The organism is Nostoc sp. UCD121 (assembly GCF_014222285.1).
In the GTDB taxonomy this organism is placed as follows: Bacteria; Cyanobacteriota; Cyanobacteriia; order Cyanobacteriales; family Nostocaceae; genus Nostoc.
In genome coordinates this window covers 1-11140 of record NZ_JACKZS010000233.1, presented here as the reverse complement: position 1 = coordinate 11140, position 11140 = coordinate 1, and the positions used below count along the sequence as shown (strand labels likewise).

General features: G+C 40.7%; 9 protein-coding genes. 4 read left to right on the top strand and 5 right to left on the bottom strand.

What is annotated here, in order from left to right; genetic code table 11:
• On the bottom strand, positions 1–432 hold a 432-nt coding region (locus GNF10_RS31030; protein ID WP_185607339.1), incomplete at its 3' end, for a GNAT family N-acetyltransferase.
• Positions 433–1237: 805 nt separating this feature from the next.
• Between GNF10_RS31030 and GNF10_RS31025 the strand changes: the two genes are divergently transcribed.
• The 4 genes from GNF10_RS31025 (at position 1238) to GNF10_RS31010 (ending at position 8038) form a co-directional block, all read left to right on the top strand.
• Complete coding sequence (locus GNF10_RS31025) at positions 1238–1738, top strand: fatty acid hydroxylase (RefSeq protein WP_185582053.1); 501 nt, start codon at positions 1238–1240, stop codon at positions 1736–1738.
• A 511-nt stretch (positions 1739–2249) separates the two neighbouring features.
• Positions 2250–4247 (top strand): ATP-binding protein, encoded by a 1998-nt coding sequence (locus tag GNF10_RS31020; RefSeq protein ID WP_185581281.1) that lies wholly within the window; start codon positions 2250–2252, stop codon positions 4245–4247.
• 25 nt (positions 4248–4272) lie between these two features.
• Positions 4273–7644: a PAS domain S-box protein gene (locus tag GNF10_RS31015; RefSeq protein ID WP_185581280.1), complete on the top strand. Its 3372-nt coding sequence runs from the start codon at positions 4273–4275 to the stop codon at positions 7642–7644.
• Positions 7645–7660: 16 nt separating this feature from the next.
• Positions 7661–8038: a response regulator transcription factor gene (locus tag GNF10_RS31010; protein ID WP_041566390.1), complete on the top strand. Its 378-nt coding sequence runs from the start codon at positions 7661–7663 to the stop codon at positions 8036–8038.
• 267 nt (positions 8039–8305) lie between these two features.
• Here GNF10_RS31010 and GNF10_RS31005 read toward each other — a convergent pair whose 3' ends face one another.
• From GNF10_RS31005 to GNF10_RS39025, 4 genes are all read right to left on the bottom strand, one after another.
• Positions 8306–9286, bottom strand: coding sequence for an aldo/keto reductase (locus tag GNF10_RS31005; protein WP_185581279.1), 981 nt, complete (start codon positions 9284–9286; stop codon positions 8306–8308).
• A gap of 161 nt (positions 9287–9447) precedes the next feature.
• Positions 9448–9585 (bottom strand): hypothetical protein, encoded by a 138-nt coding sequence (locus GNF10_RS31000; protein ID WP_185581278.1) that lies wholly within the window; start codon positions 9583–9585, stop codon positions 9448–9450.
• Between the two features lie 303 nt (positions 9586–9888).
• Positions 9889–10494 carry a hypothetical protein gene (locus GNF10_RS30995; protein ID WP_260446061.1) on the bottom strand — a complete coding sequence of 202 codons (606 nt, stop codon included), beginning with the start codon at positions 10492–10494 and terminating at the stop codon, positions 9889–9891.
• Between the two features lie 309 nt (positions 10495–10803).
• A complete protein-coding gene (locus GNF10_RS39025; protein ID WP_260446062.1) occupies positions 10804–10932 on the bottom strand; it encodes a hypothetical protein in 129 nt (42 codons plus the stop codon).
• Positions 10933–11140 lie beyond the last annotated feature (208 nt).

Sequence of the window (11140 nt, the reverse complement as noted above, 5' to 3'; positions counted from 1 at the left end):
GATTTTCCTTCTCATTATCACATGGCGAATGCTTGCTTCTTCAAATATTTCTCCCTCTTCTACAAAATCCAGTTTTTTGTATAAATCTTTTACATATTCTTGGGCATGAATAACAACTTCTGTAATATTTTTTTTAGTTATAACCTGTAGTGCCTTTTCCATAATTTTTGTACCAATACCCTGCCCTCTAGCTGTAGATAAAACCGCAAGCCTTTCTATCTTGGCAGTTTTATCTTGCAAATATCTAATTCTGGCAGTACCAACAGCTTCTTCATTTAAATAAGCAATTAAATGCTCAGATATTGCATCTTTGCCATCAAATTCTAAAGCAGGATCTACCTTTTGTTCATCCTGAAAAACTACTCGTCTAATTGCTTGAATTCTAGGAAAATCTTGAGGTATTTCAGCAACTTTTATATATAAATTAATCATCAAACTCTTTCTGTTGTTAGATTATAAAATAATTATAATATATGGCAATATGCTTAGAATAGTGATGTTTTTTTATCAGAATTTCACACGAACCAGCTTATAAAAAACAGGGTTATTTTTTATAATATAGGATCATCATGCCAAAACTTATTTTAGCTTATTTTTAGCTAAAATTAGGCATTTATCTACTTTTTTTGGTAAAATTTGAATTGAATTTTAGGGGACTAAATGTAGATTTTACATCACTTGTCTATGAAAAACTATGTTAGTTCTAAATACTCAAAATTTTGCCATATCTCAATTTAATTGTAAACTCGTTTTACTCACCTTGATTACCCAAGTTGTTTTGGCAGAATCTTTATTTCTGTGGCTCTGATTAAATTCATCATTAAGACTTAATTGCAACCAATTTGGAATTAAGAATTTCGAAAAAAGCCTTAACCTAAATTTGTACTAACTTTAACTCAATCTTTGCCTACGCTGTATGCCTTAGTAAGAAGATTGTGTAGTAACTATAGTAAAATACTGTATTCCAATCGAGTTTTAGATGTATTATTGCCATTAACCCAGAGCTACAAGTCAAGCTGGAGGTTCTTAGGGGTTGCTGTTTACTGCATTTAAGGATTGGAGATTCATTGAAACTGCAACTGATCCAATTACATATACTCTGAGCCAAATTCACTGGAGTGTAGACCCATGATAAGCACAAATGCTGCTTGCATGAAGGAAATCATGTGTCTACACCCACAGCATGACATTTGCATATTTTCTGTGGAGTTTTCTTAACTATTCTTGAGGAGTACAAATGCTTGAGGCTATCGCTGTTGCTTGGTTATTACTGTTTTTTGGTGATTTTCTATCTACATTTATTTACCACATACCCGAGCATGTTTTTGGTAGCCTTCATTTAAAAACGCACCACTCCTGGAAAAAAGATTTCCGCCACTACGCTATTTTGACTTTTAATCCCCAAGTTCTTTTAGATGGTATCTTAGGAGCTTTGCCTTATATACTCATAGCAGTAGTCTTGTGGTCTTTCTCTCCCATTGGCGTTATTTCGGGATTACTGCTTGGTCAGTTTCATGTATGGTGGCGACACATCAGTGTACTTGGTTGGCAAACTCCAAAGCCTATCAATATTTTATGCCAAATTTTATTTGTTACTACTCCTGAGAGACACTGGTTACATCATCACAAAACTAATTTAGGTTTTGGTGATATTTTTACATTCTTTGAACAACCTGCACAAATGTGGTTACGCTGGCTTCGGTTACTCAGACTTCGTTTCCGCTACTCTCGCATCTAACTGAAGCTACTACTTATCTTAATAATTTTTAAACGTACCAAAAGAAGTTGCGATCGCAGCTTCTTTTGATACGCTATTTATCTTTTCATAAAAATATATTATCAGGTAGGGGCAATTCATGAATTGCCCCTACTGTTGTGGCTTTGTGTAAGCCCTAAAAATAACCGAGTTACACAAACAGAAGTATACATTTGTAACGAAGTATAAAGGTATTTGCTAATGTTCAGCTTCACTGTTATATCGCCAATATTTTTGGGAAAGCTAGTCTTAATTAGTAAATTATTATATCCCTAGATTTTTATGACAATTCCTCTCTTTTCCAGAGAGGGCGGTTTTCCTCCTGTCAACGCTCTCTGCGAGACGCTATGCGTAGCTTGCTTCTCCGTAAGAGTACGCGGACTCGCTAACGCTGCGCTATCCTGCCCTGTATTTCCTGTTTTCATTGATAAAATTAATCACCCAATTTGCTTGAATGGGGTTAATTTGCAACTTGCTGCTTATGAGGTGTTTTATGTCCCCAGTTAGCCTCAGAAAGATTCTCAATAAAAAAGAATTGCCATCTCTCCTGCATAACTTAGTCTACCAGCTCAATATTGCGATTGATGTTGAACTGGTAGACGGCGCAAAACTACTTAGCATTGGGAAGCAAACTAACGAAAACCGATATCCAATTGAGATGTCAGGAGAAATCATCGGTTGGGTTGTGGGAGGAGAACAGGCAATTCTAGTTGCAAGTTTGCTCTCATTGTTGGCCAAGCAAGAAGCTGAGAAGAAAATACTGGCCATAGAATTGCTAGAGCGATACCAAGAAATTGATTTGTTTGACGATATCTCGACTCAACTCGCAACAAGTTTGGATACGCGACAGATTGCTCAACTCGTGCTTCAAGAATTAAGTCGATTAATTGAATCGTCTGCGGGGATGATTCTGCTTTTGAGTCCAGATGCAACTGCATTTGAAATCATTGCCGAATTTGGAGAGTTTTTTGACGATAGCCACCCAGCACCAGGTAAGGGGATTATTGGCAACATTGTGCAATCCAACCGGGCAGAACTGATCAATGATGTGCAAACCGATCCTCGATTAGAGGTGAAAAAAAACGTTAGCGCCATGATTTGTGTACCGTTAAGAGCCAAAGAGCGGGTACTGGGAGCGATCGCGATTGGGGCATCCAAAACCGATTCATACAAAGCTGAACACCTGAAACTTGTGAGTATCTTTGCTTCTCAAACAGCGATCGCCATTGACAAAGCTTTGCTTTACGAGCAAAGCACTAAAGCAGCAGTTCAGGCACAAGCCCAGACAAAAAAGCTTCAGAAAGCTCTTCATGAGCTGCAATTGGCCCAAACTCAGTTAATCCAAAGCGAAAAAATGTCCAGTCTCGGACAACTTATTGCCGGAGTTGCCCACGAAATCAACAACCCAGTTAACTTTATTTGCGGCAATTTAAGGTATGTTGCCGAATACGCCCAAAACTTATTACACCTATTGGAAAACTATCAAAAATTCCTACCTGTTGTCCCTCCAGAGTTGGAATCAGAGTTAGACAATATAGACCTGGAATTTATCATGCAGGATCTCCCCAAACTGCTAGATTCGATGAAACTGGGCACCGGTCGTATCGTAGAAATTGTCCAATCCCTGAAAAACTTCTCCCGCCACGACGAAGCCGAAATGAAAGCCGTCAATATCCATGATGGTATAGACGGCACGCTAATGATTCTTCATCATCGCCTGAAAGCAGATATTCACCGTCCGGCAATTGAAATCGTCAAAGACTATGCAAAACTTCCCCCCATTGAATGCTATCCCGGACAGTTGAATCAGGTGTTTATGAACATCCTGGCAAATGCCATTGATGCTTTGGAGGAGACAATGAGTAATGGGGAATGGAAAAATTCTCATTCACCCCATCTTCTTGTCCCGCAATCTCCTCATTCTCCACTCCCCACCCCCCAAATCACTATTCGTACCAAAGTTCTTGATCGCCAGTGGGCTGTGATTCTAATTGCCGACAATGGCCCAGGCATGAAGGAAGAGGTTATTCACCGCATTTACGATCCCTTTTTCACCACAAAAGATATTGGTAAGGGAACCGGATTAGGTATGGCAATCAGCTATCAAATTGTTGTAGACAAACATGGAGGAATGCTCAAGTGTCGTTCTCAACCAGGTGAAGGCACAGAATTCTGGATTCAGATTCCCTTAAATTGTGCAGTGGTGGCCCCTACTGAAGAAGAGAATTACACCTCTGCCTCGCCAACTGCCACAACAATATTACCCCATATACCCGATGCCGATGGCTTCATTCGATCAACAATTCCAATGCTCAAACCGACGGATTTATTGACCCGTCATACTCACTTGATCCAGCGACTTTCACAGCACAATCCAGATGTGGAAACTGCATCACCCGATGAAATTTACCAGATGTTCCAACGCCACCCAATTTCATTAAAGCTTTACGCCACTTTGTTGTCTTGGTTCTGTTGTTCTAATCCTATTTAAATACGCCACTAGAGAAACCTTAACCATGTTTAAGCAACTTGATGAATACAATAGTCAGCTATTTGAAAAATGTCCGGTTGGTCTAGCATTATGCCGAACAGATGGGACGCTAATTAATATCAACCATGCTTATGCTGAAATTTTGGGGCGCACCGTTCCAGAAACCCTAAATCTCAGCTATTGGCAAATTACTCCTGAAAGCTATGCTGCCTCTGACCGAGCTACCCTAGAAAACCTAGAACAAACTAGTCACTATGGGCCTTACGAAAAGGAGTTAATTCACAAAAATGGGCATTTAGTCCCAGTCAGAATCTCCGGGCTGATAATTGAGAAAGATGGCGAACGAATGATCTGGTCTAGTGTGGAGGATATCAGCGATCTTCGACTCGCCCAACAGGAACGCCAACATACTGAACAAATCCTGAAACAGAGTGAAGCTCGATATCGCTCTCTAGTAACCGCTACGACACAAATTGTTTGGGTAAGCACACCAGAAGGAATTTGCATTGAACTAGCAAGCTGGATAGCCTATACAGGTCAAAGTCTAGCGGAAGCGGCAAATGGAGGCTGGATTGATGCCGTTCATCCTGACGATCGCGATCGCACAGCCCAAGTCTGGTATGCAGCCGTGGCCAAGTGCAGCATTTATGAAACAGAATACCGAATTCGTGGCAAAGACGGCAGCTATCGCCACTTTTCTGTCTGTGGTGCCCCAGTCTTGGAAGCAGACGGCGACGTTCGAGAGTGGGTTGGCACCTGCACCGATATTCACGATCGCAAACTAGGAGAACAAACTCTCCAACAAAACGAACAACGGTTTCGCTCTTTGGTAACTGCCAGCTCACAAATTGTCTGGGTGGCTACGCCTGAAGGACTGGCGGTGGGCCATGAAATGCCTACCTGGTTAGCGTACACAGGTCAGAGTGCAGAAGAAGTTGAGGGTTTGGGCTGGCTCGATCCGATTCACCCCGATGACCGTAACCGCACAGCCTTAGCCTGGAGTGCTGCTGTGGCAAATAAGAGTCTCTTTCAAACCGAATACCGATTTCGTGGCAAAGACGGCAGCTACCGACACTTTTTTGTCTGTGGTGCCCCCGTCTTAGAAAAAGATGGCAGCGTTCGAGAATGGATTGGTACTTGTACCGATATTCACGATCGCAAACAAGCAGAAGCCGAAAATCAACGTTTGATGGATATGTTAAATCATTCCAGCGATGCCATTATCGTCCGTGACATGAGCGACAAAATCTCTCACTGGAATCAGGGTGCCGAGAGACTCTACGGTTGGACGCGTGAAGAAGTAAAAGGCCAATGTATTCAAGCATTTCTCAAAAAAATCTTTCCAAAACCAAAAGAAGAAATCATCGCAGAGTTATTAGAGCAAGGTAATTGGGAAGGAGAAGTGCAACACTTCACCCATTTTGGCAAATTGATTATCGTCCAGAGCCGATGGACATTGCAACGGGATATCGACGGTCAGCCTTGCGCGGTGCTAGAAATTAATACCGATATCACTGCCCGCAAAGAAGCAGAAATCTCTCTGCGGCAACTGAATCAAGAATTAGAAGCCAGAGTTGTAGAACGAACAGGTGCCCTGCAAAATACCTTAGCAGAAGCACACGGATTAAATGCCATTTTAGATAACTTAGCAGACGGTTTGTTAGTGGCAGACACCGCAGGACAAATTACCCACTTCAATCCTGCCTTTTTAGCTATGTATGAATTGACAGATACCGTCGTCAAGGGTCACTACCAAGAACTGCCGATATCTGGTTTAGCAGAACTGGTTGCCCGAACTCAATCTCATCCCGGAGAGGTATTTTCTGCTGAAGTTGCACTGACGAAGGAACGTATTGGTCAGGCAGTGGCAACCGCTATTTTTAAAAAGACGGTAGAGGAAGAACCCCTTACCTGCTTCGGTTCTGCACTGCTGATTCGGGACATAACAGCAGAAAAAGAGATTGACAAGATGAAAACCGACTTTATCTCAACGGTTTCTCACGAACTGCGAACACCACTAACTTCTGTTCTCGGTTTTGCATCAATTATTAAAGAAAAGCTAGAAACCGATGTATTCCCAATAATTTCTACTGAAGACCGCAAGCTTCAAAAAACTATTAAACGCGTGAGTGACAATCTCAACATTATTGTGTCGGAAGCAGAACGGCTCACGTCTTTGATTAACGATGTCTTAGACATCGCCAAGATGGAAGCAGGTAAGGTGGAATGGCAGATGCAGGCGATCGATCCCAGCGAATTACTGGATTGGGCAACCAATTCTACCGCCGGGTTGTTTGAAACCAATGGCTTGGAGTTGGTAAGCGAGATTGAACCTGGACTGCCTCAGATAGTAGGCGATCGCAACCGTTTGCTGCAAGTTTTAATTAATCTGATTTCTAATGCTGTTAAATTTACTGAATCTGGTTGTGTTACCTGCCGCGTCAAACAAGGAGACGACGGTGTTTGCATCAGCGTTATCGACACAGGCATTGGTATTTCACCAGAAGATCAGCCAAAAGTGTTTGAGAAATTCCGCCAAGTTGGTGACACCCTCACCGACAAACCCAAAGGCACAGGGTTAGGGCTACCCATCTGTAAACAAATCATCGATCATCACGGCGGTAGAATTTGGGTTGAAAGTGAACCAGGGAATGGCAGTATATTCTCATTCATCATTCCCATCTACAGCAGCGATCAAAAAACTACTGCTAATCTGAATCTAGATACGCTAGTCAAGCAGCTCAAAGAACACGTCATTACCACAAACCCAGTGGTGAACCAAAACCGTAAAACCATTTTGGTTGTGGATGATGACGCTAACATTCGGGAACTGCTTCGTCAACAACTAGAAAACGAAGGCTACAATGTTCAGGAAGGAAAGGACGGCGTAGATGCAATTCATCAAATTAAAATAGCCCGTCCCGATCTGATTCTCTTGGACGTGATGATGCCCCAAATCAATGGTTTTGATGTGGCAGCTGTTCTCAAGAATGATCCTCAAACCGCAGACATTCCGATCATTATTTTGTCAATTATTGAAAACAAAGAACGGGGCTACCATATTGGTATTGATCGCTATCTCACCAAGCCCATTAATACAGAGAAACTCCTCAACGAAATTGGCTCACTGCTTTACCAAGGTACTTCTAGTAAAAAGGTATTAGTTGTAGATAAAAATGCCTCAGCTTTAAAAACCTTATCCGATGTACTACAAACTCAGGGATACAACGTGATTGAAGCCTCCAATCCGCAAGAATGTATCAACAAAGCTCTGTCAGCCAAACCTGACATGATCATCATCGATTCTATCTTCTCTCAAGAAGGTGATTTGGTGAAAACTCTACGGTTTGAGAAAGAGTTAGAAAATGTATTTTTTATTATGCTGTCTGAGCAGTAATCTCTCCGAAAATCTTATGACCCAAAAAATTCTGATTGTTGACGATGAACCCAATATCTTGATTTTGATGGAACAAGCCTTAGAAGCATTAGAAGATGAAGGCGTAGAACTTCTAACTGCTAGAAATGGAGAAGAAGCTCTTGAAACTATTAAAACTGAAAAACCAAATCTAGTTTTTCTTGATGTGATGATGCCTAAAATGAACGGTTTGCAAGTCTGCCACATTGTTAAACATGACTTGGAAATGACTGACATCTACATCATCATATTGACAGCTAAAGGGCAGGAATTTGATAAACAAAAAGGGATTGAAGTTGGTGCAGATTTATATCTAACTAAACCATTTCGCCCTAAAGAAGTACTGGAAAAATCAAGGCAGGTGTTGGGATTTTGAGTAAAATAATGAATAATCTTAAAGCTTAGGCATTAACAAGAAATACCAAGTATAGATGATTTGAAAAAACATATATGTCATAGGGGCAATTCATTAATTGCCCCTACAGCACAGGTCTATTTACCATCAAACAACGATTAATAAAAACCTGAAATGACATACTTATTTTGTGTAGTCCTAGCTTTTCACCTGCGTAGGCGTAGCCCGTCGTAGACATCACACTACTGGGAACAATCGGTACAAATTTGGTTACATTTCGTTAATGGATCAACGGTTAACAGTACTCATGTCAGGGTAGCGCTCACCTGCTGCTACACCTTTTGGTGCAACTGCTTCCAGCCGATTCAACTCTTCTTCAGTCAGGGTAATATCGGTAGCTGCAACATTCTCCTCTAAGTAGGTACGGCGTTTTGTACCAGGAATTGGGACAATATCTTCTCCTTGAGCCAATAGCCATGCTAGTGCAAGCTGACTAGCAGTTACTCCTTTTTCGGTGGCAATTGCCTTCACTTGCTCAACTAATTGCAGATTTTTAGAAAAATTCTCACCTTGAAAGCGAGGCGCATTTCTGCGATAGTCATCAGGTGCTAGATCGTCAATGCTAGCGATCGCACCTGATAAAAACCCTCTTCCTAATGGGCTATAAGGAACAAACCCAATTCCTAATTCCCGCACAGTAGGTAAAATTTCATCCTCTGGCTCTCGACTCCAAAGCGAGTATTCTGTTTGCAACGCCGCAATGGGGTAAACTGCCATAGCCCGCCGAATCGTCGCCGGAGCAGCTTCTGAAAGCCCTAAATAACGCACTTTTCCTTGCTTTACTAACTCCGCCATTGCTCCTACAGTATCCTCAATGGGTACGGTTGAATCTACCCGATGTTGATAATATAGGTCAATCACTTCTACTCCCAGGCGTTTTAGTGAGGCATCGCAAGCTTGATGGACATATTCGGGTTTGCCGCTAATTCCTTGCCAACCACCATCTTCAGTGCGGACATTGCCAAATTTGGTTGCTAATACTACTTGATCTCGACGATCTTTAATTGCTTTGCCTACTAATTGCTCATTAGTAAAAGGCCCATACATATCAGCAGTATCAAGAAAATTAACTCCAAGTTCCAATGCTCGATGAATTGTAGCGATCGCCTCATTTTCATCACGACCACTATAAAACTCAGACATTCCCATGCAACCAAGTCCGAGAGTTGAAACTTCTAACCCAAGTTTCCCTAGTTTTCTGGTTTTCATTAAATAATCTCCTAGTCAGTAATTGGTCAGAGAAAATCAACTCTTTCAGCATTATCCCTTTCGCTATCATCTAGCCATCTACACTTAGAAGTATTTCTTGAGAAAAATATATTTATCATCGAACTTACGCAAAACTTGAGCCAAAAAGAAAGATTTTCTTCTTAAGGCAATTCATGTAGGCGAATTCGCATTAGCGAAGCGGTAGCGACGTTAGGAGCGTCAGCGTCTTGTAGAGAGGCAGATACTCCACAAGTTCTCCAACGGAGTAACCACAGGGTATCGCCTCTACTGCGTGCCACTAATGCTTGCTGTAATTTAGTTATGCTAGTTACTTGTGCAATATCTCTTGGTACGCTTCAGTTAAGCATTTCTTTATTCTCTTTGCGTCCTTTGCGGAGCCGCTTTGCTTCTACGTTAAAAAAATTGACTTTGGCAAAGAGTTTTAGCCTTAATTGAACTGTATTGCTCGATAACAGGTGATTGACACAGTATTTTATTACTTACAAGACCACCAGCCAATCGTAAATAACTCATTTGCGGCTCTGAAGAGTTGGGATTAGCATTCTGATTGATTGGCTAATAATCGATACGGAGAATAACTTTTAGAATTCATTATCCGTAAACGGGACTATGGATGGTAAAAACTTTTGAAGAGATGGGGAAAATTCTAATCTTGCTGCATAATCATCTGTTTGTGATACTTCTAATTCAATTGTTTGCTGATTCTCTTCATCAAAGAGCAATTGAATTTTATAATCTGTCCAGAATTTTTCGCCTAGTTCATCTTCTAAATCGAAAAGGAGTTGTTCGTCATCACCCCATATATTTGACCATAATACTATCCTATTAGCACGAAAATGATTTTGACCTGTTGTATCTCCAATTACAAAATATGCTTCGATACTTAAATTAAATTCTAAGTCATCGACTTCTGCTTCTGTGATGTTACAGTTAACTATTATTAAAGTATCTGGGTTAACGTTTACTAGTTCCTCTTGACGTTTTAATAATTCTTGAAATACAAAATTTGGCAACATCTGGGAACTCTCTTCAAGAGCTTGCTTTTGAGTTTCTGGCGAATAACGAGTTTTTAATTCTTGTGTGATTAAAGTTAAAATATCTTTACTTGCTAAATTGACAACTATCTTTTTATTTGCAGGATTAAGGAAGCATCCTTGATTAAGCTCAATACGCTTTTTTATTGTCATAGCTCTCTAAAGTACTTTTACTGCGATCGTATCATCTATAAATCAAATTAAAATTTGGTCGCATCATTTTAAGAAGTGCCGCAGCTTGTTTGATTAAAGCATTGACATCAAAGCTATAGCCGACACAGGTATAAACCCCACCTTGTAGAACTTGCCTGATTGCTTCCTAAGTAAGTAAACTACTGGCGATATTTAGATCCAATACTAAGTAAGTGATAACATTGTAATTGAGTGAAAGTTAAAATGCGATCGCCTACGGCGGAGCGTAGCCCATTGCGCACAGATTCTAGTTGTGTTGCGATTTGGTGTTTATAACGTTGGGTTGATGGTTGTTAAAACAATACTTTGGTATTTTCCTGCTGCTTTGCGAGCCAATACATAAACACGCATTAAACCGTTATCTGTTGTTAACTCGACATTGCGCTTAGTGATTTGCACTTTTTTATCTCCGTGTTATGCTTGCTGTTATTAGAGCAGCCTACTGTCGTCAGGCATTTATCCGCATTTTAAAATACCCGAATTTTTTCCAGCATCTGTTTACTTTCAATCCGCAAATTGGTGTTTTTGTCCCATCAGTGTGATCGCTTAATATCGCCAGTGAAAGTTTGTTGCAATCGCTTTAATAGTTAATAAATAAGTATTAAAT

Coding starts and splice junctions, on each gene's coding strand:
- GNF10_RS31025 (WP_185582053.1), top strand. CDS start 1,238: ATGCTTGAGGCTATCGCTGTTGCTTGGTTATTACTGTTTTTTGGTGAT.
- GNF10_RS31020 (WP_185581281.1), top strand. CDS start 2,250: ATGTCCCCAGTTAGCCTCAGAAAGATTCTCAATAAAAAAGAATTGCCA.
- GNF10_RS31015 (WP_185581280.1), top strand. CDS start 4,273: ATGTTTAAGCAACTTGATGAATACAATAGTCAGCTATTTGAAAAATGT.
- GNF10_RS31010 (WP_041566390.1), top strand. CDS start 7,661: ATGACCCAAAAAATTCTGATTGTTGACGATGAACCCAATATCTTGATT.
- GNF10_RS31005 (WP_185581279.1), bottom strand. CDS start 9,286: ATGAAAACCAGAAAACTAGGGAAACTTGGGTTAGAAGTTTCAACTCTC.
- GNF10_RS30995 (WP_260446061.1), bottom strand. CDS start 10,494: ATGACAATAAAAAAGCGTATTGAGCTTAATCAAGGATGCTTCCTTAAT.